The following is a 24981-nucleotide window of genomic DNA, read 5'->3' on the forward strand; positions in this document are numbered from 1 at the left end:
CGGCGCTTATTAACATTAACTTTTTTCCTATTTTACCCAATACCGCAAACAGCTTTTTAAATTAAAGCCCTTCTTTGATCCTGACTAAATAAGTCCTCTTGCGCGAATTTGGGCAAAAGCGGCTATGGTAACCATACAGGTGATTTCACCTTTTTTGATCATGTCTTCAAAAACATCAAGCGGCATATCGTGAACTGTGATGTCAGACTCCGTCTCTTCACGTTCTGCTTCGCCGCGTACAAGATCTCGAGCTAAAAATACATACCCTTTTTGGGTAGAATAACCTGCACCCTGATAAAGAGTGCCTGCGGGAATGAGTTCATTAGCTATAAGACCAGTTTCTTCTCGCAGCTCACCCAAGGCAAGTTCTTCTGCTTTTACATTATCCTTTGTTTCCCACATTCCCATGGGAAACTCCCATAGGCGCTTACCAATTGGGTAACGAAATTGCTGAATGAGACTTACGTCTCCATTAGCATGTACAGGCATGATAACGGCAAAAGTGCCACGTTCAACAACCCCATAAAGCCCTTTTTTGCCACTGGGATGAATAATGATATCTTCTCTCACAGCCGTCCAAGGGTTCTTATAAGCGAGTCGAGAAGATAAGATCTGAAATCCTGCTTTTTCCCTAGCTTTCTGTACTTCTGCTGAAGTGTCATCCTGGCTCATAATTTTTCCTTCTTAAAAAAATTTATAATTTTGATTTCAATTCGATCCTGAACCGTCAGGAACGAAAAAGCCAAGCATTTTTGCTGGATTATCCTCATATTTGAGCACTTATTTATTCTTTCTACCCCCTAGGTGACGAACAGGCTCACCTTGCTTATGATGACGCCATTCAATCATTGCCCCTGTAGGTACTGTCTTCAATATGGGGCAAAACATCTCAAGCTGAGAAGGGACCCCTTATGTCCGCAGCGACTAACACAGAAGAAACCCTCGAAGGCTCTCCCACAGCCAAAGTACTTCCTGTCGTTCTTTTTAACCTCCTCGTCTATTTTATTATTGGCCTTCCTAATGCCGTCATTGGTGCTATCTTTGTTCATGAAACATTAGGTTTCAGCACCGCTATTGCAGGCATGACGCTTTCGCTTCAATATTTAGGCACATTCGGCACACGTCTCGTTGCTGGACAACTTGTAGACCGTTATGGTCCCAAGAAAATCCTATCATATGGACTATTAGCAACAACAATATCTGGCGCTATCATGTGCGTCGCAGCCCTTATTCCTACGCTCATGTCACTGACAGGATCAACGCGCTACATTGCTCTTGGCCTTGCACTTCTGAGCCGCATTTTCCTTGGATGGGGTGAAAGCTGGACAGCAACCTCAGTAACAACATGGAACATTCGCCGCGTTGGGCGTACGCATACGTCAGTGGCTATTTCCTGGAACGGTGTCACCTCTTATGGTGGTATTGCTCTCGGTGTTACTGTTGGGAAATATCTGAGCCACTTTATGCCCAATATTGGCTTGCTACCTGTTGGTATTGCCTCGGCAGCACTTGCATTTGGTGGTCTTGCCCTTTTAATCCCTTTTTATACAGGCGTTAAACCTTTGCCCGTTCAAAAGGGCAAACAAATGTCGTTTTTTCACGCGTTACGTAAAGTCCTTCCTTATGGTGCTGGCCTTGCTGCAGGATCCTTCGCTTTCGGGACAATCAGCAGCTTTTTAGCTCTGTATTTCAGCGCTAACGAATGGACACATATTGGCCGTGCATTTGGCATATTTTCTGCTGTTTTTATTTTGGGCAGGCTTTTATTTGCCTCTCAAATTGACAAACGCGGTGGCATGTTAGTCGCTTTTATCTCGTTAGTTGTCAGTGCGCTTGCCATGGCTATTTTCTGTGCTTTCCATACAGAATTAGGCGCTACAATCGGAGCAGCTCTGACTGGAGCCGGCTTCTCGCTTCTCTTCCCTGCCCTTGGCACGATGGCCGTCAAAACAGGTGGCGCCGAATATAGCGGCATCTTACTCGCTGCTTATTCTGTCTTCACCGATCTAACAATTTTCGTTGTAGGTCCTCTTATGGGAGCAATCCAGGTCAAAGCTGGATGGAATGCCATGTTCGGTGTTGTTGGCCTGCTCTGCCTGAGCGGAATCGCACTCAGCACCCTGCTTTCACGCCTACCAGGTAGTGGCATCCAGCCAGAAACCAAAGCCTAAAATTCAAAGCTTTACTTTCTTTATGTTTAATCAAGTGGAACTTACCTTCCACTTGATTTTATTTCTTACCTCCCAAGAGGACTTTCCATGAAAATTAAGAACTGCACAGTTTTTTGCGGCTCTCGTGACGGCTTTGACCCTATTTTTAGTCAAACGGCTATTGAGCTTGGCAAAGCTCTAGCTCAAGCCGACATAACGCTTATTTTTGGCGGTGGCGCCACTGGCCTGATGGGAAAAGTCGCCAATGGTGCCCTCCAGGCTGGCGGGCAGGTTGAAGGTTATATAACTGACTTTTTAGAAGAGCGCGAACACCGCCATGGTGGTTTAACTAAACTTGAAGTCCTCTCAGATATGCCGGCGCGCAAGGAACGTCTTTTTACATTAGGTGATGCCTATATCATCCTACCCGGTGGTTTTGGCACTTTTGACGAGTTTACAGAGGTGTTAGTCAATCGTCAGCTTGCATTGCACAATAAACCAATCATTATTCTCAATATAGCACACTGGGCCGATGCTCTTTTGCAGCTTTTAAATGTAACTATTGAACAAGGATTCGCTGAAACAGAATCCCATAATTTTTACCAAGTTGTAGAAGACGTTCCTTCAGCCATAAAAGCTCTCTCCGGCTCCCTATAAAAAGGAAAAGATTTTTTTATGCTTAGGCTGCCTCTTCAATCCGTTTGATAGAGGCACCACAATTGGCTAATTTACGCTCTACACCTTCATAACCGCGATCCAGATGATAAACGCGGTTTAAAATTGTTGTGCCTTCAGCTACTAATCCTGCAAGAATCAAAGAAAAAGAAGCCCTTAAATCCGTTGCCATGACAGGGGCCCCAGAAAGACGCGGTACACCACGAATAATGGCTGAACGCCCCTGAATATTAATATTAGCGCCCATTCGATTTAATTCTGGCACATGCATAAAACGATTTTCAAAAATCGTTTCTGTGATCATGGAAGCTCCTTCTGCTACTGCAAAAAGAGCCATAAATTGAGCCTGCATATCAGTTGGAAAACCGGGATAAGGTTCTGTCATCAAATCTATACCAACTAGATTTTGAGATGCAGAAACACGAAGACCCTGCTCATCTTCAGATACGTTAGCACCCATCTTTTGCAGCGCTATCATAACCGCTTCTTGGTCGAGAAGGCGCCCACCTTTTAGAAGCAAATCTCCGCCAGTGATGGCCGCAGCGCATGCATAAGTACCGCATTCTATACGATCAGGCATGACACTATATTCAGCCCCATGAAGAGATTCGACGCCCTCAATGGTCAAATTACCCGTATGCTCACCTGTAATGCGCGCACCCATCGCATTTAAACATTGTACAAGGTCGGCAATTTCTGGTTCACGCGCAGCATTTATAATTTCTGTCGTACCCCGAGCCAAGCATGCGGCCATTAGCAGATTTTCTGTAGCTCCAACACTTGCGAAAGGCAAAGTAATGCGCCCACCCGCTAAACCTCTAGGCGCTTTAGCATTGATATAGCCATTTTCAAGTTCAATTTCTGCGCCTAAAATTTCTAACCCTTTTAAGTGCAAATCCACAGGACGCGTGCCAATAGCACAGCCTCCTGGTAAAGAGACTTTGGCTTCACCGCTACGCGCTAACAGAGGCCCCAAAACCAGAATCGAAGCCCGCATTTGCGAAACAATATCATAGGGCGCTTCAATAGAAGTGACAGGCCCCTCGATAATTAGACTGTGAGTATCAGCCCCTTTTGTCACTGTTTTGCCTAAAGTCGTAAGCAAATTACACATTGTGTGTATATCAGCGATATTAGGCACATTGTGCAAAATAAGGGGCTCTTTAGAAAGAAGAGACGCTACCATTAACTTTAGACCAGAATTTTTGGCCCCGCTAATCGTGATTTCGCCTTTAAGGGGGCGCCTTCCTTCTATCGTGAAATAACTCACAGCCTTACCTTTATAAACGTGGTGGGGTCACACCTGATTGTCTCATATATTTTCCGGCACGATCAGCATAGCTAATCTCGCAAGGACTTGCCCCCTGGAAAAATAAAAACTGACAGATCCCCTCATTAGCATAAATCCGTGCAGGAAGCGGGGTTGTATTGCTGATTTCTATTGTCACTTGTCCTTCCCACTCCGGCTCAAGTGGCGTGACATTAACAATAATACCACAGCGTGCGTAAGTAGATTTACCCAGACAAACAACTAAAGTATCACGAGGAATACGAAAATACTCAACCGTGTGTGCCAAAGCAAAACTATTGGGCGGAATAATAATATCGCCCTTGCGCGTAACAAAGCTATTTGCCGCAAAGTTTTTGGGATCAACAACGGCACTATCTACATCGGTAAAGATATGAAACTCATCTGCAACTCGAGCATCATAACCGTAAGATGATAAACCGTACGAGATTACGCCTTCGCGTTTTTGCGCTTCAACAAAAGGCTCAATCATCCCTTTTTCCTGAGCCATACGTCGAATCCAGTGATCTGGCATAATAGGCACGTTTTATTTCTCCTCTTAGGAACTTTTACCGCTCTAACCCATGTTATGACTGGGTTCAATGATTAAGGCTTTTTAGATGAATCCCGCGGTGGATCTTCAGGGTAACGTATAATGATATCGGCCATTGCTGGCATACGGTCTCGCGCAACTGCCCCTCTTAATGTACGGCGAAAGCCGGGCCAGCGAGGCCGTAACTCGCTCGTTATCACGCCACAAATAATAAAAAAAGCGCCAAAAATTGTAGTTGATGGTAGTGCCTCCCCCATCAAACTGCCGATAATTCCACCCCAAATTGGTTCGGTAGAATAAATAACAGTTGCCCGCGTTGCTGAGACTGATTTTTGTGCCCAATTCATGACAAGCTGCACAGCTGCACTAAGCAACCCCATAGCCAAAGCACAAAGCACCCATCCCCACGCTAAATGCGGCGCACTCTCTCCAGCAATAGGCATGCATATAAAGGCTACAATACCACCCGCTACGAGCTGCACAATCGTGATACGACGACTATCAGCCTGAAGGGCATAAAGACTAATCAGCAAAATCTCTATCGCAAATGCAAAAGTCGCAATGATCGTAAGAATATCACCATGACTTAAGGATATTTTCCCACCTTGCGGCCCCGCTAAAAACATCAATCCCATAAAGGCAAGGATTAACCCCAACATACTCATAAAATGGGGCGGCTTTCTGAGAAAAAGCCACTGCATTAAGGGCACCAAAGGAACATAGAGTGCTGTCAAAAAGGCAGAGCGGCTTGAGCTTATGGTAAGCAACCCCTGCAATTGCAGCAAATATCCGGTAACGAGAGCCAAACCAATCAGTGAGCCATTAATGATTTCTTTGCGTGTAATCCCTACCAGACAGCGTGTTCCCGTGAGAAGCACCACAAAAAACGCAGCAAAAAGAAAACGCACGGCAACGAAAAAAAAAGGCCCGCTAGACTGCAAGGCCAAATGAAGAACATAGTAAGTGCCACCCCAAAACATTGTAACAATGATGAGGGCCAATTCCTGCCGTGAAGGCAAAGGAAGACGGATTTTATTCATTAAGAAAGAGAATCCTTCAAACTAAGCCGTGCCTGTTCTTCTTCAGTGGGACGAAGCCTTTTCTGCTGCTTACGGCGCAAAAGATTAGCCCTCAAAGCTTTCGCTTCTCTTTCAAGGCGCTCCTGGCGCTGTTTTTGAGCGTCGGCTTTTATAATCGTTTGGTTTTTCATTGGCTTAGCTCACACGATTAACACCATAAAGTGGCTGGGCTTCTAACATGACTCTATCACCAAACCAATAACGATTTATTTGAATTTTTAGCCTTTAGACCCACGATATAGTGATTATCTATTCCTATAATTTAAAAAAGATAAATTACAGGAGTTTTTTACTCTGTTATTCGTCAACCAATTTCTTAGCAAACTTATTATACATATCCGTTTTAAGGATTTCATCATAAATCTTTAATGTGGCAGATTGCATGATGTTTTTAGCAAAATACTTCAAAGCATGCTGACGAGCTATTTGCGCCAAGTGAACTAAATTTTCTCTTTCAGCAGTAAGGACATCTATTAAAGCATTTCTTAAAGCCTTGACGTCATTAGCCTCAACTAAAATACCAGTCTGATTGTCTAAAATCGTTTCTGCCAACCCGCCTTCACGCGTACCTATAACAGGGCGCCCCATCATTTGGGCTTCAATAGCGACCCGCCCAAAAGGTTCAGGTTTGAGAGACGGCACTACAACCACGTCAGCTGCCGCATAAGCAGCAGGCATGTCAGAACAATTTCCTACAAAGCGCAATCTATCAGCAATGCCTGCTTTTTGCGCCTGAATATGAAGCTTGCGCGCGAATTTTTCCTTTGTTTCCACGCCAGCTAAAACGCAAACCCATTCTTCTTTAAAATCATCTTTTAAAGCTGCTAATGCCTCAATTAAAAAACTTTGCCCTTTCCAGGGGGTTAAACGCCCAGCCATGAGAATAACGCGACTCCCTTCGGGGATATACCAACGCTCAATAAGAGCTTGCACGCGCGTCCCAGAAACGGACTCTGGACAGAAAAAATCAGCATCACATCCACGTGGAATAAGTTTTATCTTATTTTCTGCAATTTTAAACTGATGCTGAATTTTTTGAGAAATGTGCTGAGAAACTGCAATAACAAGCGCACCTTTTACCAACACAGAATTGTAAATACGCTTTGCTACAGAGTGTGCATCATGCACCCCATGCCATGTTGTAATGAAAGGAATTTTTTCTTTTTTAGCAGTCTTTAAAGCCACCCAGGCTGGATAGCGGGAACGCGCATGAATCAAATCAACCTGGTACTCTTCGCAGATTTTTCTTAAACGCCTTACATTTCGAAAATAAGCCAAAGGTGAGGCCGACTTTTTTAAGGAAAGCGTGACATGCTCTCCTCCCACAAAGCGCAGTCGAGGAAGCAGCCGACCGCCTTCACTCACGACGATAGCCCGCCCCCCTGCTTTTGCAACCGCTTCAGCAATATCTAGTGTACCTTGCTCGATACCACCCGCATCTAACTTGGGAAGAACCTGTAAGATACATGGTTTCTTTGTTTTTATCATGAATCTTTAAACACCAGTTACTATCCGCCAGCAGGAATTGTTACGATAGCCCCAGCGCTGTGGCTTGTTGCTGCCAGTGCATTAATCACCTGAATCATCGTAAAAGCTTCTTTACTCTGAAAATCAGTGTCATCTATCCAATACCAGCGGTTTTTATAATGCACTGCTGTGTAAGTCTCATCAGGAAGACTCTTTCCTGAATGGATCATAACTTCCGGCCTGCTTTCAATACCGACTTGAGTAATTGTAGGAGGCGTGCGACCAGAATGAACATCTTCTTCTGGTACCTCCATCTCATAGGAAAGCTGAGTAAGCATAGCCAGCATAGAACGTGTTAAAATAGCAATTTGCCCTGCTTTCTTGGGATATGGGCCGTAAACAATCTCCGCTTCCTGAGCTCCTGGGGCTAAATGCAAAAGGCGTCTTACCTCACGCTGTACAGCAAGAAGGCTGTTATCTGATGTACTAGAAAGCACTAAATAAACATGCTCCCCCTTACCTGCGGCATTACCGTCACTTGCACTATTTTTAGGAGATTTCTTAGGTTTGTCCGAAACGGAAGGTGTTATTTCTTCACTGGCAATACGAATAGTCATAGCGCCAGCAATTTGCAGCTGACGCAAGTCGTGAAGCAAAAGATAAAATCTGACAGAGCCCCTCCAAAAGGGCCTGCCCCTAACCCGCGCACATTAGAAAGACCATCTATTGACTGTGCCGTAAGCCGCAACAGCGTATCAATAGACATTCCACCAAGACTAAGAGGCATAATGACTGTCGGTGAAATCGGACGGATAATATTCTCAGCATATTGCTGACCCGTCAGAGGCTGATAGGTAATAGTCGGATTTTCAGCCATAGACATCGAGCCCTGACCAAAAAGATAATTACTGACCGCTGCGGCCGGGTAACCATAATAACCACCCGACAGACTACGAGAAAAACTATAACCCGCAATCACCTGGGTCGTATCAAGAAAAGTTGGTGGATCAGCATAACGTCGACGCACAATATTAAGGAGCATTTCGCGCTTTTGCGTCTCTCCCAAAGCACGCGAATAAGCAAGCTGGTCATTTTGCATGCGGCCAGGGCCAAGCGTAATGCATCCGGCTAAGCTCAAAAAGCTCAGCATGCCGGCTATATTGGATAAAGATAAAAGGGATAAAGCCAGTTTATATCTACAAGCCGTAAAAAAACGCAATAAGATAGGAACTCTCCCCACATAAAGCCGGAACGGGCATATCGCTCTTAGCATGCCTCAATTGGATCTAATCTAAAGGCATAAGAATAAAGGATGAATAAAAATTTCATCCACAAAGGTAAACTCTATAAAATTAGTTTTTAATCAGATTTCATTCATGAAGCACGCGTTAAGAGTATTTTTTTCCTCAAAATTACCCTTGAAAGAAAACGATATCCTCCTTAGATCAAGTCTAAGCCGTTGGATCGTATAAAGCGATTCAGCAGCAATGTCATATAGGGTTATACCTAATGCCTGGTTAGAGAGGGTTAGGCGTAACCGCTGAAAGGACTGTGATTTATGAGTAAAGTTATTGGTATTGACCTCGGTACGACCAACTCCTGCGTTGCTGTACGCGAGGGTAACGAAACAAAAGTCATCGAAAATAGCGAAGGAACTCGCACAACCCCGTCAATGATTGCTTTCACTGATGGCGGTGAAGTACTCGTTGGGCAATCTGCAAAACGCCAGGCTGTAACCAACCCAACAAACACGCTTTATGCTGTTAAACGTCTTATTGGCCGGCGCTTTGACGATGCGACAGTTAAAAAAGACCAGGGCATGGTCCCTTATGAGATTGTTCGCGGCGAAAATGGCGATGCCTGGGTGCGTGCACAAGGTAAAGATTACGCTCCGTCACAGATTTCTGCTTTCGTTCTTGGCAAAATGAAAGAAACAGCCGAGGCTTATCTTGGCGAAAAAGTAACAGAAGCCGTTATCACTGTTCCTGCTTACTTTAATGATGCCCAACGTCAGGCAACACGCGATGCTGGTCGTATTGCTGGACTAGACGTTAAACGTATCATCAATGAGCCAACAGCAGCTGCGCTCGCTTATGGACTTGAGAAACGCGATTCTGGTCATGTTGCCGTTTACGACTTGGGTGGCGGAACGTTCGATATCTCCATTCTTGAGATTTCTGACGGCGTGATTGAAGTGAAATCCACCAATGGTGATACATTCCTAGGTGGTGAAGACTTTGACAATAAAATCATCGACTTCCTTGCCGATGAGTTTAAACGCGAACAGGGAATCGATCTTCGCTCAGATAAAATGGCTCTTCAGCGTCTGAAAGAAGCTGCTGAGAAAGCAAAAATCGAGCTATCTTCATCTAAAGAGACAGAAGTCAACCTCCCATTCATCACGGCCGATGCTTCTGGACCCAAACATCTTGTTGTACGCTTAACACGCGCTAAACTTGAAAGCCTCGTTGAAGAGCTGGTTAAACGCACCTTGGCACCATGTCAGGCAGCATTGAAAGATGCCGGTCTTTCAACATCAGAGATCAATGAAGTAATCCTGGTTGGTGGTATGACACGTATGCCACGCGTGATTGATGCCGTAAAAGAATTCTTTGGTAAAGAACCTGCCCGTAACGTTAACCCGGACGAAGTTGTTGCTATTGGTGCTGCCATTCAGGGTGCTGTTCTGAAAGGAGACGTTAAAGACGTTCTTCTTCTAGACGTTACGCCGCTTTCTCTTGGTATTGAGACATTAGGGGGCGTCTTTACACGTCTGATTGATCGTAATACGACCATTCCGACCAAAAAGAGCCAGACCTTCTCAACGGCTGAAGATAACCAACCTGCCGTGACGATTAAAGTCTTCCAGGGTGAGCGCGAAATGGCTGCCGATAATAAATTACTCGGCAATTTCGACCTACAGGGTATCGCACCAGCACCACGCGGTGTGCCGCAGATTGAAGTCACTTTTGATATTGACGCTAACGGTATCGTTAATGTGTCTGCAAAAGATAAAGCAACAAATAAAGAGCAGCAGATTCGTATTCAGGCTTCTGGTGGTCTTTCTGATGCTGACATTGATCGTATGGTAAAAGATGCTGAAGAAAATGCATCAGCCGATAAAGCACGCCGCGAACTCGTTGAGCAGCGTAATAACACTGAGTCAATGATCCATCAGACTGAGAAATCACTTAGCGAAGTCGGTGATAAAGTTTCTGAGGCTGATAAGTCTGAAGCAGAAGAAGCTATTAAAGCCGCTCGTGAAGCACTGAATGGCGATAATCTTGAGACCTTGAAAGCAGCTTTAGAGCGCTTGACACAAGCTGCTATGAAGGTTGGACAGGCCGCCTATCAGGCTCAGGGTGAAGCACCACAAGATGCAGAAGCTCACGCTCAGAAAGACGAAGAAAATGTCGTCGATGCTGATTTTGAAGAAATCAACAATAATGACGATAAAAAGAAATAATTTCGTCGAAAAGGGCTAGTGTTAGACATTAACTTAGCCCTCTGGAACTGGGCGTCTGATTCTTTTTATGGATTAGACGCCCTTTTTTCACCATAAAAGATTAACATATTCTTTTCTTTGAAATGAGTAATTGAAAGCCGACATGGTCACGAAAATCGACTATTACGAAGCACTTAGCGTCTCACGCACCGCCAGTCAGGACGAGTTAAAAAAAGCTTTCCGCAAGAAGGCTATGCAATATCACCCTGATCGCAACCCTGGCGACAAAGAGGCTGAGCAGAAATTTAAAGAAATTAATGCCGCTTACGAAGTCCTCCGTGATGAAGAGAAACGTGCTGCCTATGACCGTTATGGCCATGCTGCCTTTGAGGGTGGCTCCGGTGGTGGCGGAGGTTTTGGTGGGTTTGGCGGTTTCGATGCTGGCGGACTTGGCGATATTTTTGAACAAATGTTCGGAATGGGCGGGCGCCGCGGCTCAACTCAAAGAAGCGCTGCTGATATTCAGATCCAGGTCGAAGTCAGCTTAAAAGAAGCCTTTACTGGGGTAAAAAAAGAGGTTTCTGTCAAAACACGTGTCAGCTGCTCAACGTGTCACGGGACAGGATCTGCTGACCCCAATAGTGCTAAAACAACATGTCCAAGCTGCCACGGCCGCGGTGTCGTTCGTGCACAACAAGGCTTTTTCTTAGTAGAACGCCCATGCCCTACCTGTCAGGGGACGGGGCAAACTGTTGAAAAACCGTGTCACACCTGCCACGGCAGTGGAACAGAAGCTGCTACCTCAACAGTTAATATTGATATTCCTGCCGGTATTGAAGATGGCACCAGAATTAGGCTTGCTGGCAAAGGGGAAGCTGGTAGCGGCAATATCCAGCCGGGTGATTTATATGTGCTGGTTTCAGTAGAGTCTCACGACCTCTTCCAACGTGAAGGTGCTCATATTTATTGCCGTGTTCCACTACGTATGACGCAGGCAGCCCTTGGCACGGAAATTGAAGTCCCTGTTATTGATGGTTCTTCAGCAAAAGTAAAAATTCCTGCCGGGACACAAAGTGGAGAAACATTACGCCTGAGAGGAAAAGGATTCTCTGTCCTGCACTCTAAGGCACGTGGTGATATGTATCTCCAAATGAGCATTGAGACGCCTCAGCATCTTACAAAACGCCAACGTGAGTTGCTTGAAGAATTTGAGCAGGAAAATGGCAATCAGGCAAAAGCCAGCCCTGAAAGCACTGGTTTTTTTGCGCGCGTGAAAGAGTTTTTTGAAGGCTCCTAATTCATAATTTTAGGCCATAAAATGACTTTACCTCTTGCCTCTCTTTCACAGTGAGGCAAGAGTCGTTTCATGAGAAACATCGAATCCCCTAAAATTGGTATTGCCGGTATTACAGGCCGGCTTGGTTCCCTCTGTGCTGAAGAAGCTGGCCCTCACCTTGTAGGTGGGCTTTCTCGTCATGCAGACCCTTCACGCTCTATCGTATCAACACCCTCGCTGCTTGCGTCAAAATGTGACGTGATAATTGATGTAAGCCATGCGAGCCTGGTTACGGCCCATGCTAAAGCTTTTGCACAAGCTGGCTGTGCGTGGGTATTGGGCACAACAGGGCTCGATCAGCAGGCACAAGACGCTATTGCAGAAGCTTCAAAAAAAATAGCTATTTTACAGGCAGCTAATTTTTCTCCAGCTTTAACAATGCTGCTCGACCTTGCCCAACAACTTGCGGCATCCTTGCCTGATTACGATGCCGAAATTCTTGAAACACATCATCGCCAAAAACTTGATGCGCCTTCAGGAACAGCCCTCGCTATTGGCCGCGCCGTAGCCAACGGAAGGCAGGTCGATTTTGACAGCGTTAAGAGGCTAGACCAAAATGGGAAACGCCCTGACGGAGCTATTGGATTTGCTTCTTTACGCGGTGGCCAGGTGATTGGTGAGCATGATTTACGTTTTCTCACCTCCGATGAAGAAATCACTCTTTCACACAAAGCTCTTGATCGACGTGTCTTTGCCCGCGGTGCCCTACAAGCTGCTTTTTGGCTGGCAAATCATAAGCCGGCTGGACTCTATACGATGAGTGATGTAGTGAAAAAGAACACTGCTTGATTAGAGTAAAAATTATAAGATAGTTGCATATACACCTATCTTTAAGTCTTTACCCTCTTGACCGTTGGTCACATTTACGTCAAGCGATATATTCCTTGATGCTGTGGTGGCTCCCTTTTCTGGGGAGTCACGGAATCAGCTTTTTTCTCCACTCATTCCCTGTGAGGTCCCTGAGTGCGCAATAATGGCGATTTTCTTTTTACTTCCGAATCTGTCTCTGAAGGTCATCCGGATAAAGTAGCTGACCGTATCTCCGATACGGTGCTTGATGCTTATCTTGAAGCCGATCCTGAAGCACGCGTCGCGTGTGAAACGCTCGTCACAACAAACCGCGTAATATTAGCTGGTGAAGTTCGTGGCCCTGAAGCCGTTGAGAAAACGCTGATTGATCGTGCGCGGGCTGCTATCAAAGATATTGGCTATGATCAGGAAGGTTTTTCCTGGAAAAAGGCCGATATTCAGTCTTTTCTTCATGCACAGTCAGTAGATATTGCTGTTGGCGTTGATAGCAGCAGCGATAAAGATGAAGGTGCCGGCGACCAAGGTATCATGTTTGGCTTTGCCACGCGTGAAACCGAACATTTAATGCCAGCACCGATTTTTTACGCTCACAATATTTTAGAGCGTCTGCGCGACCATCGTAGAAGCGGAAATGAACTTGGAAAAGGCTTGCTCCCTGACGCAAAAAGCCAGGTCACATTACGCTACGTTGATGGCAAGCCTGTAGGCGTAACATCCATTGTGGTTTCTACTCAGCATGAAGCCAATATGAGCCAAGACAGAATTCGTGAAATGGTTCGTGAGACCGTAGGCGAAGTGTTGCCAGAAGGCTGGACGTGCCCAGAGGATAGCTTCTATGTTAATCCTACAGGCATATTCGTTATTGGTGGTCCCGATGGTGATGCCGGCTTAACAGGCCGCAAGATCATTGTTGACACTTATGGCGGTGCAGCTCCTCATGGTGGCGGTGCTTTTTCGGGTAAGGATCCTACAAAAGTTGACCGTTCTGCTGCCTATGCCGCACGCTATTTAGCGAAAAATGTTGTTGCAGCAGATTTAGCTGACCGCTGCACCATTCAGCTTAGCTATGCTATCGGTGTTTCTCGTCCATTGTCAGTTTATGTTGATTTGGACGGCACAGGTCGCGATGTTAATGAAGAAAGACTCGGTGTTATATTAAATGAAATTATGGATCTCTCACCCCGTGGGATTCGTAAACATTTAAGGCTTAACCGCCCTATTTACACCAAGACTTCATCTTACGGGCATTTTGGTCGCGTGCCTGACACGGCACTAGATAATTTCACCTGGGAAAATACAGACCTGGTTGAAAGCCTAAAAAGTGCTCTTAATCGCTAATGTGAGAAAATCTCTCTCATTTAGACAATAATATATTCATTATTCCCCTTTCTTCTTACAAAGAAAGGGGGATATTTTTTACTAGTTAGTTTAGACATGACGGCCCAGTTGTTTGACGATCTAAAACCGCAACCTGAACGCCTTTATGGCCGCCAAAGAGGCCATCCTCTAAGGGCGAGACAACAGATATTACTTGATAAGACGCTGCCTCGTATGAGCTTTGATGCGTTTAAGAACCCCCTTGAAGGGTTTTCACGCCCTGTTTCAAAAATTTTTCTAGAAATTGGCTTCGGTGGTGGAGAGCATGCACTCGACCAGTCAGAACGTCACGCAGATGTGGGCTATATTGCTTCAGAGGTTTTTGAAAACGGCATTTGTTCCCTCTTATCACGTGTTGTTTCTGAAGGCGAAGAAAGCGAAGGCGAAGTTCCAGCCAACTTACGCCTCTGGACTGATGATGCACGCCTTTTAATGAAGGAACTTCCCGACCAGTCTCTTGATCGGGCTTATTTAATGTTTCCAGACCCATGGCCAAAATCACGCCATGCCAAAAGGCGTTTTGTGCACCCAGTAAATATTGCACATTTGGCTCGTTTGTTAAAAAAAGATGCAGAATGGCGCATTGCCAGTGATCACCCTGTTTACCAAGAGTGGGTCACAGAGGTCATGAGCAGTCAGCCATATTTTGAGCTTAAATCATTCACACAGGAACGACCAGAAAGCTGGTCTCCAACACGTTACGAAGCCAAAGCCTTTCGTGAAGGCAGGCAACCTTTTTACTGGACTTTTGTACGCCGCGCCTAAGTTAAAACTCATCGGTGCTTCCGCCTCATCGAACCTTACAGACCATATGGAGTATTTCCTAAATGACGCAGCCTTTAACAGCGGAAAACCACATTGAACGCGAAGAAATGGAATTTGACGTTGTGGTCGTCGGCGGGGGGCCGGCAGGGTTAAGTGCCGCAATCAAGCTTCGTCAGCTCAATCCTGACCTATCAGTATGCCTGTTAGAAAAAGGCAGCGAAATTGGTGCCCACATTGTCTCTGGTGCTGTTATCGAAGCAAAATCATTAGCGGAGCTTTTCCCTGATTGGCAAAATCGTGGCGCCCCGCTTAATGTAACTGTGTCTGAAGAAAGACTTCTTTTCCTCACAAAGGACAAAGCCTTCCCTATTCCTGCTTTTCATTTTGTCATGCCTCAAATGGATAATCGGGGAAATTATGTAGTATCTCTCGGCGATTTATGTCGCTGGCTTGGTGAACAGGCTGAGGCTCTGGGTGTTGAAATTTATCCAGGCTTTTCAGGCCGTCATCTTCACATTGAAAATGGACGCGTATGCGGTATTGTTACAGGTGACATGGGCATTGCGCGCGACGGAACTAAAAAGCCTGATTTTACACCAGGTATGATTTTACGGGCAAAACAAGTTATTTTAGCTGAAGGAGCAAGAGGCTCTCTTAGTGAACATGCCATTCATTATTATAACTTACGCGCAAAATGTGACCCACAAACATACGGGTTAGGCATTAAAGAAGTTTGGGAAATCCCCAAAGAGAAGCACCGCCCCGGTTTTGTTCAGCATAGTTTTGGTTGGCCTTTAGATACACAAACTTATGGTGGAGCTTTTCTCTATCATTTTGGAGAAAATCTAGTTAGCTATGGTTTTGTCACAGGCCTAGACTATTCTAATCCCTGGCTTTCTCCCTTTGAAGAAATGCAGCGCACTAAATTACATCGCTCATTTAGCTATCATCTCGAGGGTGGGCGGCGTATTAGCTACGGGGCTCGTGCTCTTTCCGAAGGTGGATTTCAATCAATTCCTGAACTGGCTTTCCCTGGTGGTGTGCTTACAGGTGATAGCGCTGGCTTTTTAAATATGCCAAAAATCAAAGGCACTCACACTGCCATGAAATCAGGCATTATTGCAGCGGAAGCTGTTATAGAGGCTCTTAAGGACAATTCAGTAGAAGCAAGAACCTATCTTCCCAAGCTCAAAGAATCATGGCTTTGGAAAGAACTATATAAAGCCCGCAACATTCGGCCTGCTTTTTCTAAATGGGGCTTGCTCAAAGGAGCAGTTTATAGCGGTATTGATAGCCTGTTCTTGCGGGGCAATGCACCCTGGACACTACATCACAAACGCGCAGATAATGAATCTTTATACCGTGCAGCACAGTTTATAAACTCTCCTTATCCTAAAGCTGATAATAGACTGACATTTGACCGTGCCAGTTCAGTTTTTCTAAGCAATATAAGCCACGATGAAGACCAGCCCGTCCATCTTCAATTACTCAATAAAACTTTATGGAAAGAGGTCAATTTACGACATTTTGCCTCTCCAGAATCGCGTTATTGTCCCGCCGGTGTTTATGAAGTAGAAAATGATGGAAGCGGGAATGAGAGTTTAAGGATCAACGCACAAAATTGCGTACATTGCAAAACGTGCGATATTAAAGATCCATCTCAAAACATTAAATGGGTTCCTCCTGAAGGAGGGAGCGGGCCTAATTATTCCTCTGGCATGTAAGGTTTAGCGCCAAGCCTGAATGATTAAATGTCTTTTCATGCAGGATGATGTGACATTTCCTTAAAGACGCGATAGTCTTAAGAAAATTTTCTCAGCGGCGACAGCGACGAAAGATGACAATGAAAGTTCTTGTCCCCGTTAAACGGGTTGTTGATTATAACATCAAACCGCGTGTAGCGGCTGATGGTAGTGGTGTAGAAACACAAGGCGTAAAGATGTCGATCAATCCTTTCGACGAAATTGCCCTTGAAGAAGCCATAAGATTACGTGAGCAAAAGGCAGCTACAGAGGTGGTCGCCATTTCGATCGGCCCTCAAGCTGCTCAGGACACATTGCGCACTGCAATGGCCATGGGTGCAGACCGCGCTATTTTGGTTCGCACAGATGCTTTGTTGGAACCTTTGGCAGTGGCAAAGATTCTGAAAGTAATGATCGAACGCGAACAGCCTGGTCTTGTTAGTATGGGCAAACAGGCTATTGACGATGATATGAATGCTACGGGTCAAATGCTTGCGGCTATGCTTGGTTGGCCGCAAGCCACATTTGCCAGCAAAATTACAATCGCCGATGGTAGCGCCGAAGTAGCCCGTGAGATTGATGGAGGAATTGAAGTACTTTCGTTACCTCTTCCCGCAGTTATCACGGCAGATCTTCGCCTTAATGAGCCACGTTATGCCTCTCTTCCTAACATCATGAAGGCTCGCAAAAAGCCTTTAGAGACAATTGAAGCTGATAGTCTTTCAATTGATCTCACCCCACATCTAAAAATTGTGAAGGTGGAAGAGCCTGCAGAACGTAAGGCAGGTATTATTGTTGAAACGCCCCACGAGCTGGTTACAAAGCTAAAAACAGAAGCAAAGGTGATCTCATGACCGCACTTGTTCTGATCGAAACTGAACAGGGGAAAATCCGCCAGGCTTCTCGTTCAGCTCTGACGGCGGCCCGCTCGTTCGGTGAGGTTGATCTTTTAGTTATCGGTGATGGCGCAGAAGCTGCCTCTAAGCTTAAAGACGTTCGTAAAGTCCTGCATGTCACGAACTTAAAACATCCCTTAGCTGAACCAACTGCGGCTTTATTAGCGCAACTGGCTCCCCATTACAGTCATATTGTGGCGGCTTCTTCGGCCGTAGGGAAAAATATTCTCCCACGTGCGGCCGGGCTTTTAGAAGTGCAGCCTATCTCTGATGTCATCTCCATTATAGATGACAACACTTTTATCCGCCCCATTTACGCAGGCAATGCCCTGGCCACAGTTCAGTCGGGTGATAACATTAAGTTATTAACTGTACGTGGCTCAAACTTTGATGCCACAGAGTACGGAGAGGCTGACGCACCAATTGAGGCAATTGAAGCTCCTGAAGATCATAAAAATGTGCGCTTTATACGCGTTGAGCTTTCACAATCTGATCGCCCAGAACTGGAAGCTGCACAGATTATTATTTCGGGTGGAAAAGGTCTCAAGGACGCTGCTAATTTTGACCGTCTCCTAGCACCTATTGCAGATAAACTCGGTGCTGCCATTGGCGCTTCTCGTGCCGCTGTGGATGCCGGTTTTGCTCCCAATGAAATGCAAGTCGGGCAAACAGGTAAAGTGGTCGCTCCTGAGTTATATATAGCTGTAGGACTTTCTGGCGCTATACAGCACCTTGCTGGCATGAAAGATAGCCGTGTCATCGTTGCTGTAAATATGGATCCTGAAGCTCCTATTTTTAAAGTGGCTGATTACGGGATAGTGGGTGATCTTTTTGAGATTTTACCTGCTCTAGAGAAAGCTCTTTAAGCTTTTCTAGACTGAGTCATTAAAAAGGCTTCTGCTTTTCATAGCAGAAGCCTTTTTAATTAATGTCTCTCAGCCCTTGCACATCTTACAACAGCAGAGTAGGAAAATTGCCTGAGTGCGGAGTATAGCTCAGCCTGGTAGAGCACTGCGTTCGGGACGCAGGGGCCGGAGGTTCGAATCCTCTTACTCCGACCATGTAAAATTTTTTAACATCCTTTTTACGATCAATTTTCTTCTCTTATGGTAGAGCGTTCTAAATGAGTCAGATTTTTCTGCCTTTAGAGAGGAAAAAATATGTCACGCAAATTATGTGGTTTTTTAGCAGCTATGGCGCTTATGGGCGCTACACCAGCTATTGCTGAACCTGGCGGATGCCTGAAATATGGCGCTGCTGGCGCTGTAGGTGGTCATTTGGCTAACCACCATGGTGTGATTGGTGCTGTAGGTGGATGTGCTGTGGGTATGTATCAACGCCACAAATATCGGAAATCTCTAAAAGAAAAAGCAGCTTTGTGGGATAAAGAACATGCAGCAGATGGTAATGACCATAAAAGCTGGTGGCAGAGCCATAATAGCAAGGAGTCTATAAGCCAGAAAGCACAATGGTATGATTCTGAACATCCAGAATCAGAAAATGCTCCTGCACAACGAGCTGCTCATTAATCTTTAAAAAAATATCCCTGCTTTGTTTCAAAAAAGCAGGGATTTTTCCCTTAAAAAGCTTTTAGAGCATGACGTGATAATGCTTCGAGCAGATCTATCGTGCCTTCAGACTCATTGAGGCAAGGAATATAAGCAAAATCCTGGCCGCCCACTTCCAAAAACTCCTCACGTAGCTCACGCCCAATTTCATCAAGCGTTTCGATACAATCAGTCATAAAGCCAGGTGTGATGACAGCAATTTTTGTAATACCCTTTTGAGGCAAAGACTGTACAAAAGGCGCTGTATAAGGTTTTATCCATTCTGTTGGCCCAAAACGGGATTGAAATGTTACAGGGGCCTGCTCTTCGGTCAAACCTAGCTCTTCTCTCAAAGCCTCGGCAGTACGGAAGCACTCATCCTGGTAGGGATCACCTTTTTTGATAAAAAATTCTGGTACCCCATGAAAAGATATTATGAGTCGCTGCGGCTTAAAATCCAGAGTACCTAAATGCTTTTTTACCGACTCTGCCAATGCTTTAATAAAAATAGGATGATCAGGAAAAGACGGCACAGTAACAATTGATGGCTGACGCCTGAGCCGCATCAAATAGCGAAAAAGCTGATCCTGTGCTGTTGCTGTCGTAGAAGCAGAATATTGAGGATAAAGAGGCAGGCTAATAATACGATCACAACCCTGTCGCATAAGCTGTGACACGGCTTCTTCGATAGAAGGTTTGCCATAACGCATTGCCCATCCGACCGGGATAGACTCTTTTTCAAACCGGGCCGCTAGTTCATAAGCCTGGCGTTCCGTATAGACGCGTAGAGGAGAGGCATTTTCTGCTCGGTTCCATATACGTTTATAGTTTTTACCCGTTTTAAAGGGCCGCCTCGTCAGAACAAAGCTTTGTAATATAGGCTGCCATAAAAGAGGGGGCATTTCTACTACGCGCCGATCTGACAGAAATTCTTTCAAATAGCGACGAACAGAAAAATAATCCGTAGCCTCAGGTGTGCCAAGATTAATGAGAAGAACACCAACCCGTCCTTCAGACGAAGATGATGAATGCGGGAGGGGATTGATAAAATATGTCATAATAAATGACTATGTACCCCTCCCAAGGCAAAAAAAACTAAAACTATGCTTAGTTTTTCCAGAGTGGTGAATTTTTGCCGAGTAATTTTTGCTCTACCAGGCTCTCAGCGATCTGCACTGCATTTAACGCTGCCCCTTTGCGGAGATTGTCCGAAACACACCAGAAGGCGAGCCCATTTTCTACAGTGGGATCAATACGCAGGCGAGAAACGTAAGTGTCATCTTCACCTACACACTCAACCGGCGTGACATAACCCCCATCTTCACGCTCATCACGTAAAATAACGCCCGGTGCGTGACGTAATGCTTCTTGAGCTTTACGCAAATCAATTGGTCTTTCACATTCAATCGAAATCGCTTCGGAGTGACCAATAAAAACAGGCACCCTTACACAAGTCGCTAGAACCTGAATATCAGGATCAAGAATTTTTCGTGTCTCGACCGCCATTTTCCATTCTTCTTTTGTCGACCCATCTTCTAAAAAGCGATCGATATGAGGAATGACATTAAAAGCGATTTGCTTTGTAAATTGCTTGGCTTCGATAGGGTCATGGACGAAACTACCGCGCGTTTGGGTAAATAATTCATCCATACCTGTCTTACCTGCCCCAGAAACTGCCTGATAGGTAGACACCACAACACGACGAATCTTAAAAAGCTCATGGAGCGGTTTTAAAGCCACAACCATTTGTGCTGTAGAGCAGTTAGGATTAGCGATAATTCCTTTTTTTGCTTTTTGCAGCGCCGTCGCATTAACCTCTGGTACAACAAGCGGAACGCCTGGCTCCATACGGAAGTGAGACGTATTATCTACGACCATACAATGTGCGGCAGCTGCTTTAGGGGCATAAATTGCAGAAACAGCCCCACCAGGAGAAAAAAGGCCCAAATCCCAACCATGAAAATCAAATGTTTCAAGATTTTGGACTTTTAGGATTTTTTTATCTCCAAAAGAGACTTCTTTTCCTACTGAGCGTGATGAAGCTAGAGCCACAATCTCATCAGCAGGAAAGTTACGTTCCGCAAGAATACGGAGCAACTCACGCCCGACCGCTCCCGTCGCACCCGCGACAGCTACTCTGTACCCCATCTTATTCTCTCCTTCGCACATCATCGCTTAAGGCTTTAAAACCTAGCGGCAAAACTGGGACTAACTATTAACTTTTAACGCAAGCACATTAATGCTTAAGTCACTAGAGTAAAGAAGCAATTTTTTATGTTTTTTTAGTAAAACGTTTCCAGAAAGCCGAAAGCTCATGTCGCTTTTTTTCTAAAGACGTGCGCCAGTTTGCACCCATATAATTAAGCTGGATGGTGCAACGCGGCCCATTATAGGGCAAATGTCCGTGCCAACTCTTAGGGTGATTAGGAAAAATCACCAGAGTTCCTCCTTTAGGAGGCACTTCGACTGCGTAATCCTCAATATGATCAGGGCCATTTGTAAAGCGCAGGCACCCTTGATGAGATGACCAATCTTTCTCTTTGGAATTCATATAAAGTAATAAAGTTACGCGTTTTGAACGACTATCACGATGAATTTGACCATCTTTATCACGCGTTTGGCCACGCAATGTCAGCATAGATGGGGCTTTTTGCAAATTTAGACCAAACTTCCGACTGACAATATTTTTCAACCTGTCACCCTGAAATTCTTTTAAAAAAGCCTCGAAACTGGGGTGGAAATCAAGAGATTCGGGAGCAAAAGATCCGCCGGAATGAATCTCGGGAAAAAGACTCACCATTTGCTCCAACGTATCTCCTTGCAAAAAGGAAGGAACAATCAGATGAGGGCAAGGAGCATTTTGAAGAGGTGCTTGTTCAACCGCCTCATAATGAAGAATAATCTTTTCCATGATAGGATAACGCTATCTCTGTTTCTGCACCCTTGGCAAGCTTTAAGGTGAAGCTTACGTTAAGAAACGCCCTAAAGGTTTCTCTTCACGCTATAATGGGGTAAATCATGCCCTAATTAGGGAAAGAATATAGGTTTGCTATGAGTAAAAGCCCGCTAACTGGCCTATTAAATAATCGCGATGCGATGAATAGTGAAAATGTCGCCTATCTTAGCGAGCTTCACAGCCGTTGGCTAAAAGATCCCCAGTCGGTAGATCGCGCTTATGCAACTCTTTTCTCTAATCTGGGCGATGATAATCCCTTCACGCTGGAAGATTTTTCGGACAAAAAAAATCTATTACGCCAGATTAGTGACGACTCGCTCAAAACCGCTTATCGCACTTTTGGGCATTTACAGGCCCAACTTGACCCACTCAATATGCAAATAAAGCGGGGTGAAGATGCTCTCTTTTTCCCCGATGCTGATCCAGATCTTCAAGCACGTTACAGACGTTTTTACTGCGGAACAATTGGTGCAGAATTCATGCATCTTTTATCCCCACAAGAACGTCAATGGTGGATTGATCAGTTAGAATCCTCTTATGCCTCTCCATCACTTTCTGACGAAGATATTCTGGCAGCTCTGATTGCAGCAGAGGAGTTTGAAGCCTTTTGCCAGCAGCGTTACCCTGGTGTGCGCCGCTTTGGCCTGGAGGGCGGAGAAAGCTTGATTGTCGCTTTACGCTCGCTCGTAAATAACGCCGCTCTTCGTAAGGTTAAAACCATTAGTTTTGGCATGTCTCACCGTGGGCGCCTCAATGTAATGGCCAATATTCTACATAAAGATTTGGCCGCTATATTTAGTGAATTTGCGGGAAAAACTTTTCAGCCACCTGGCATATCTGTTTCAGGCGATGTGAAATATCATCTAGGCACTTCCACGCACTTAACGCTTCATGACCATGATATAGAATTATCTCTTTTACCCAATCCCTCACACCTTGAGGCCATTGGTCCCGTCATTCTGGGCCGGGTTCGCGCCTTACAGGATTCAAGAAAAGATAAAGAAAGAAACCAGCATCTCGCTGTCATGATCCATGGTGATGCCGCCTTTGCAGGTCAGGGTGTCGTTTATGAAACCCTCCAACTCTCTCAGTTAGAGGGTTACCGTACAGGGGGCACGATCCATTTTATTGTTAATAACCAAATTGGTTTTACCACTTCACAGCAAAATGCTTATTCGGGATACTGGAACACGGATGTAGCCAAGTCTGTTGCTGCTCCTATCCTCCATGTTAATGGTGATGATGCTGAGGCAGTCGCCCGTTGCACTGATTTAGCCTATCAGTGGCAGCGTCAGTTCAAACGTGACATCGTTATTGATATTCAGTGCTATCGTCGAAATGGTCACAACGAAACTGACGATCCTGCTTTTACCCAGCCACTCATGGTTAAGGCTATACAAGCTCAACCAGGTGTAAAACAGCGTTTTGGACAAAAGCTAATACAAAAAGGCTCTCTGACCACTGAGCTTTTAGCTCAAAAAGAACAGAGCTATAAAAATATTTTACTCAATGGGTTTGATCGCTCAGCCAGTTACGAATTTAATAGCCATAACTGGTTTGGTGATGGTCCTATTGACCCAACACGCTTGCTAGATAAGCCAGAACGTTTACAGCCTATGACTGGCGTGCCTCTGACACGCTTGCGCGAAGTTGGTCACTTTTTAAGCAAAATACCATCTGATTTTACACTTCATCCCCGCTTAAAGCGCCAACTAGAAAGCCGCACTCAGAGTGTAAATGAAGGAAGTCCGATTGATTGGGCTACGGCAGAAGCCCTTGCTTTTGGCACATTAGCACTTGATGGCCACCCTGTTCGTCTTTCTGGCCAGGATTGCGGACGAGGTACTTTTACACAACGTCATGCTGTTTTGACTGATCAAAATACAGGCAGAAATTTCACACCTTTAGCTCATATAAACCACCGTCAGGCACCTGTTGATATTTGGAACTCCCCTCTTTCAGAATACGCTGTGCTTGGCTTTGAATATGGTTATAGTCTTGGCAACCCCGAGGCTTTAGCAGCTTGGGAAGCTCAATTTGGTGATTTTTCCAACGGAGCACAAATCATCATTGATCAGTTCCTTGCTTCTGGCGAGACGAAATGGCTCCATAGCTCAGGTTTGACGCTTTTATTACCTCATGGCTATGAGGGTGCTGGACCAGAACATTCTTCAGCCCGACCTGAAAGATACTTACAACTTAGCGCAGAAAATAATCTTCGGGTTTGCTGGCCATCTACTCCTGCTAATTACTTCCATGCTTTAAGACGGCAAATTATACGTCGCTGCCGTAAACCGCTTATTATTTTCAGTCCGAAGTCGCTTTTGCGAAACCGATTAACTGTGTCCTCTTTAGCGGAAATGGGGCCTCAAACACGTTTTCAACCTGTACTTGCCGATCCACTCATCACACAGGATGCAGATCGCATAATAGTTTGCTCAGGAAAGGTTTATTATGACCTTTTCCAAGCTAGAGAAGAGGCCCAAAAGAATAACGGTATTCAGTCCAGAACTGCTCTCATACGTATTGAGCAGCTTTATCCATTCCCTCACCACGCTCTTATCGAGATATTCCAAAAACACCCTCAAGCACGTGAAATCATATGGTGCCAGGAAGAACCTCACAATGGAGGCGCTTGGCAGTTTGTCAATCGAAGGATAGAAAAAGTGCTTAGGACGGCACAACATCCTGTTAAGAAACTTGACTATGTAGGGCGAGCAGCCTCTGCATCTCCTGCAACTGGATCACTCAGCATCCATCAGGCCGAACAGAAAGCTCTTCTTCAAAAAGCCCTTTCTTTAAAAATGAGCTGACACCCTCATATAAGAGGCCTTTTCCGATGGGCAAATTCAATAAACGAAATGTTTGTTATGAACCAAAATTTTATTGAGAAAG

Annotated in this window: 21 protein-coding genes, 1 tRNA gene and 1 pseudogene; 13 read left to right on the forward strand and 10 right to left on the reverse strand. The window is 45.2% G+C overall.

Annotated features, from left to right (window positions below; translation table 11 throughout):
• Positions 1-84: 84 nt before the first annotated feature.
• Entirely contained in the window at positions 85-672 is a 588-nt protein-coding gene (locus GT348_RS06895) for an NUDIX domain-containing protein (RefSeq protein ID WP_160619070.1), read from the reverse strand.
• Positions 673-911: 239 nt separating this feature from the next.
• Here GT348_RS06895 and GT348_RS06900 point away from each other — a divergent pair, with 239 nt between their 5' ends.
• Both GT348_RS06900 and GT348_RS06905 read left to right on the forward strand, forming a co-directional pair.
• Positions 912-2171, forward strand: a complete 1260-nt coding sequence (locus GT348_RS06900) for an MFS transporter (RefSeq protein WP_160619071.1) — start codon at positions 912-914, stop codon at positions 2169-2171.
• Positions 2172-2258: 87 nt separating this feature from the next.
• On the forward strand, positions 2259-2807 hold the full coding sequence (locus GT348_RS06905; RefSeq protein ID WP_160619072.1) for an LOG family protein: 549 nt from the start codon (positions 2259-2261) through the stop codon (positions 2805-2807).
• A 22-nt stretch (positions 2808-2829) separates the two neighbouring features.
• On the opposite strand, the gene murA is transcribed toward GT348_RS06905, so the two are convergent.
• The 6 genes and pseudogenes from murA to GT348_RS09775 form a co-directional block, all read right to left on the reverse strand.
• On the reverse strand, positions 2830-4095 hold the full coding sequence (gene murA / locus GT348_RS06910) for a UDP-N-acetylglucosamine 1-carboxyvinyltransferase (RefSeq protein WP_160619073.1): 1266 nt from the start codon (positions 4093-4095) through the stop codon (positions 2830-2832).
• 10 nt (positions 4096-4105) lie between these two features.
• Positions 4106-4657, reverse strand: coding sequence for a dCTP deaminase (gene dcd, locus GT348_RS06915; RefSeq protein ID WP_160619074.1), 552 nt, complete (start codon positions 4655-4657; stop codon positions 4106-4108).
• Positions 4658-4719: 62 nt separating this feature from the next.
• Positions 4720-5706, reverse strand: coding sequence for a DMT family transporter (locus tag GT348_RS06920; RefSeq protein WP_160619075.1), 987 nt, complete (start codon positions 5704-5706; stop codon positions 4720-4722).
• Positions 5706-5876 (reverse strand): hypothetical protein, encoded by a 171-nt coding sequence (locus tag GT348_RS09185; protein ID WP_201740086.1) that lies wholly within the window; start codon positions 5874-5876, stop codon positions 5706-5708. Before GT348_RS09185 ends, GT348_RS06920 begins: the two co-directional genes overlap by 1 nt.
• A 166-nt stretch (positions 5877-6042) precedes the next feature.
• The gene (locus GT348_RS06925; protein WP_160619076.1) at positions 6043-7233 is read right to left on the reverse strand and encodes a glycosyltransferase family 4 protein; all 1191 of its coding nucleotides are present in this window, start codon (positions 7231-7233) and stop codon (positions 6043-6045) included.
• Between the two features lie 20 nt (positions 7234-7253).
• A pseudogene (locus tag GT348_RS09775) lies at positions 7254-8254 on the reverse strand (hypothetical protein).
• Between the two features lie 516 nt (positions 8255-8770).
• On the opposite strand from GT348_RS09775, the gene dnaK reads away from it, so the two are divergent.
• The 10 genes from dnaK (at position 8771) to GT348_RS06980 (ending at position 19112) form a co-directional block, all read left to right on the forward strand.
• Positions 8771-10678, forward strand: coding sequence for a molecular chaperone DnaK (gene dnaK, locus GT348_RS06935; protein ID WP_160619077.1), 1908 nt, complete (start codon positions 8771-8773; stop codon positions 10676-10678).
• A gap of 142 nt (positions 10679-10820) precedes the next feature.
• On the forward strand, positions 10821-11954 hold the full coding sequence (gene dnaJ / locus GT348_RS06940; protein ID WP_160619078.1) for a molecular chaperone DnaJ: 1134 nt from the start codon (positions 10821-10823) through the stop codon (positions 11952-11954).
• A gap of 69 nt (positions 11955-12023) precedes the next feature.
• Positions 12024-12782 (forward strand): 4-hydroxy-tetrahydrodipicolinate reductase, encoded by a 759-nt coding sequence (dapB, locus tag GT348_RS06945; RefSeq protein ID WP_160619079.1) that lies wholly within the window; start codon positions 12024-12026, stop codon positions 12780-12782.
• Positions 12783-12956: 174 nt separating this feature from the next.
• On the forward strand, positions 12957-14141 hold the full coding sequence (gene metK / locus GT348_RS06950; protein ID WP_160619080.1) for a methionine adenosyltransferase: 1185 nt from the start codon (positions 12957-12959) through the stop codon (positions 14139-14141).
• 96 nt (positions 14142-14237) lie between these two features.
• Complete coding sequence (gene trmB / locus GT348_RS06955; protein WP_160619081.1) at positions 14238-14945, forward strand: tRNA (guanine(46)-N(7))-methyltransferase TrmB; 708 nt, start codon at positions 14238-14240, stop codon at positions 14943-14945.
• 62 nt (positions 14946-15007) lie between these two features.
• The gene (locus tag GT348_RS06960; RefSeq protein WP_201740038.1) at positions 15008-16669 is read left to right on the forward strand and encodes an electron transfer flavoprotein-ubiquinone oxidoreductase; all 1662 of its coding nucleotides are present in this window, start codon (positions 15008-15010) and stop codon (positions 16667-16669) included.
• Positions 16670-16788: 119 nt separating this feature from the next.
• On the forward strand, positions 16789-17541 hold the full coding sequence (locus GT348_RS06965; RefSeq protein WP_160619485.1) for an electron transfer flavoprotein subunit beta/FixA family protein: 753 nt from the start codon (positions 16789-16791) through the stop codon (positions 17539-17541).
• On the forward strand, positions 17538-18449 hold the full coding sequence (locus GT348_RS06970; protein WP_160619082.1) for an electron transfer flavoprotein subunit alpha/FixB family protein: 912 nt from the start codon (positions 17538-17540) through the stop codon (positions 18447-18449). Before GT348_RS06965 ends, GT348_RS06970 begins: the two co-directional genes overlap by 4 nt.
• A gap of 118 nt (positions 18450-18567) precedes the next feature.
• A tRNA-Pro gene (locus GT348_RS06975) sits at positions 18568-18644 on the forward strand.
• Between the two features lie 99 nt (positions 18645-18743).
• On the forward strand, positions 18744-19112 hold the full coding sequence (locus GT348_RS06980; protein ID WP_160619083.1) for a hypothetical protein: 369 nt from the start codon (positions 18744-18746) through the stop codon (positions 19110-19112).
• Positions 19113-19162: 50 nt separating this feature from the next.
• Here the strand turns inward: GT348_RS06980 and hemH are convergent, their stop codons facing one another.
• From hemH to GT348_RS06995, 3 genes are all read right to left on the reverse strand, one after another.
• Entirely contained in the window at positions 19163-20188 is a 1026-nt protein-coding gene (gene hemH / locus GT348_RS06985; protein WP_160619084.1) for a ferrochelatase, read from the reverse strand.
• Positions 20189-20237: 49 nt separating this feature from the next.
• Complete coding sequence (locus tag GT348_RS06990) at positions 20238-21278, reverse strand: aspartate-semialdehyde dehydrogenase (RefSeq protein WP_160619085.1); 1041 nt, start codon at positions 21276-21278, stop codon at positions 20238-20240.
• Positions 21279-21402: 124 nt separating this feature from the next.
• Positions 21403-22041, reverse strand: a complete 639-nt coding sequence (locus tag GT348_RS06995) for a 2OG-Fe(II) oxygenase family protein (RefSeq protein WP_201740039.1) — start codon at positions 22039-22041, stop codon at positions 21403-21405.
• A 140-nt stretch (positions 22042-22181) separates the two neighbouring features.
• Here GT348_RS06995 and GT348_RS07000 point away from each other — a divergent pair, with 140 nt between their 5' ends.
• Positions 22182-24899, forward strand: coding sequence for a 2-oxoglutarate dehydrogenase E1 component (locus GT348_RS07000; RefSeq protein WP_160619086.1), 2718 nt, complete (start codon positions 22182-22184; stop codon positions 24897-24899).
• The last annotated feature ends 82 nt before the right edge of the window (positions 24900-24981 follow it).

Origin of the sequence: Aristophania vespae, assembly GCF_009906835.1 — a bacterium.
GTDB lineage: Bacteria > Pseudomonadota > Alphaproteobacteria > Acetobacterales > Acetobacteraceae > Aristophania > Aristophania vespae.

Excerpts from the sequence above, each read along its gene's own strand:
- GT348_RS06895 (WP_160619070.1), bottom strand. The coding sequence starts at position 672 with ATGAGCCAGGATGACACTTCAGCAGAAGTACAGAAAGCTAGGGAAAAA.
- GT348_RS06900 (WP_160619071.1), top strand. The coding sequence starts at position 912 with ATGTCCGCAGCGACTAACACAGAAGAAACCCTCGAAGGCTCTCCCACA.
- GT348_RS06905 (WP_160619072.1), top strand. The coding sequence starts at position 2,259 with ATGAAAATTAAGAACTGCACAGTTTTTTGCGGCTCTCGTGACGGCTTT.
- GT348_RS06920 (WP_160619075.1), bottom strand. The coding sequence starts at position 5,706 with ATGAATAAAATCCGTCTTCCTTTGCCTTCACGGCAGGAATTGGCCCTC.
- GT348_RS09185 (WP_201740086.1), bottom strand. The coding sequence starts at position 5,876 with ATGAAAAACCAAACGATTATAAAAGCCGACGCTCAAAAACAGCGCCAG.
- GT348_RS06925 (WP_160619076.1), bottom strand. The coding sequence starts at position 7,233 with ATGATAAAAACAAAGAAACCATGTATCTTACAGGTTCTTCCCAAGTTA.
- dnaK (WP_160619077.1), top strand. The coding sequence starts at position 8,771 with ATGAGTAAAGTTATTGGTATTGACCTCGGTACGACCAACTCCTGCGTT.
- dnaJ (WP_160619078.1), top strand. The coding sequence starts at position 10,821 with ATGGTCACGAAAATCGACTATTACGAAGCACTTAGCGTCTCACGCACC.
- dapB (WP_160619079.1), top strand. The coding sequence starts at position 12,024 with ATGAGAAACATCGAATCCCCTAAAATTGGTATTGCCGGTATTACAGGC.
- trmB (WP_160619081.1), top strand. The coding sequence starts at position 14,238 with ATGACGGCCCAGTTGTTTGACGATCTAAAACCGCAACCTGAACGCCTT.
- GT348_RS06960 (WP_201740038.1), top strand. The coding sequence starts at position 15,008 with ATGACGCAGCCTTTAACAGCGGAAAACCACATTGAACGCGAAGAAATG.
- GT348_RS06965 (WP_160619485.1), top strand. The coding sequence starts at position 16,789 with ATGAAAGTTCTTGTCCCCGTTAAACGGGTTGTTGATTATAACATCAAA.
- GT348_RS06970 (WP_160619082.1), top strand. The coding sequence starts at position 17,538 with ATGACCGCACTTGTTCTGATCGAAACTGAACAGGGGAAAATCCGCCAG.
- GT348_RS06980 (WP_160619083.1), top strand. The coding sequence starts at position 18,744 with ATGTCACGCAAATTATGTGGTTTTTTAGCAGCTATGGCGCTTATGGGC.
- hemH (WP_160619084.1), bottom strand. The coding sequence starts at position 20,188 with ATGACATATTTTATCAATCCCCTCCCGCATTCATCATCTTCGTCTGAA.
- GT348_RS06990 (WP_160619085.1), bottom strand. The coding sequence starts at position 21,278 with ATGGGGTACAGAGTAGCTGTCGCGGGTGCGACGGGAGCGGTCGGGCGT.
- GT348_RS06995 (WP_201740039.1), bottom strand. The coding sequence starts at position 22,041 with ATGGAAAAGATTATTCTTCATTATGAGGCGGTTGAACAAGCACCTCTT.
- GT348_RS07000 (WP_160619086.1), top strand. The coding sequence starts at position 22,182 with ATGAGTAAAAGCCCGCTAACTGGCCTATTAAATAATCGCGATGCGATG.